The sequence below is a fragment of the Micromonospora aridisoli genome (genome assembly GCF_056150025.1).
In genome coordinates, this window is the sequence record NZ_JAXCFK010000116.1 from 1 (window position 1) to 572 (window position 572).

The following is a 572-nucleotide window of genomic DNA, read 5'->3' on the forward strand; positions in this document are numbered from 1 at the left end:
ACGCTGGATGGCGAAATGCCGTATCGTTGTTGCGGACGGCGGAAGTACTGATGGAACACAAGAAATCGTGGGCCAGCTGGCGGCGGAATTTCCCAATCTGCATATCGTCGACAATCCAGGGCGCTTGCAGTCTGCGGGGGTGAACGTGGCAGTGGACCATTTCGCGGAACCGCATCATCAGCTTCTTGTGCGGTGTGACGTGCATGCGATCTATCCTCCGGGATATGTACAAGCGCTGGCCGCTGAACAAGTCCGCGTCAAAGCCGCCTCGGTCGTGACCGCCATGGACGCCACAGGGCAGAATGGATTCCCAAAGGCCGCAGCCTGGATCGTGGACACGCCTCTTGGGTCGGGCGGATCGGCGCATCGCGGCGGGCAGAAGGCGCAGTTTGTCGATCACGGCCATCATGCTGCCTTTGACATCAACTGGTTTCAACGGGTTGGTGGCTACAACCCTGAGATCAGCCATAATGAAGACGCAGAGTATGACACGCGCCTGGTGCGTTCAGGCGGGCGCATCTGGCTGACCGATCGGACCCGGATCGCGTATAAGATGCGCCCGACAGTGGCCG

At 60.0% G+C, this 572-nt stretch carries 1 protein-coding gene; it reads left to right on the forward strand.

The genetic code is table 11. The features are described 5' to 3' along the window. Positions 1-67: 67 nt before the first annotated feature. The coding region (locus SM447_RS29640) for a glycosyltransferase family protein (protein WP_474576163.1) at positions 68-572 on the forward strand (505 nt) is incomplete at its 3' end.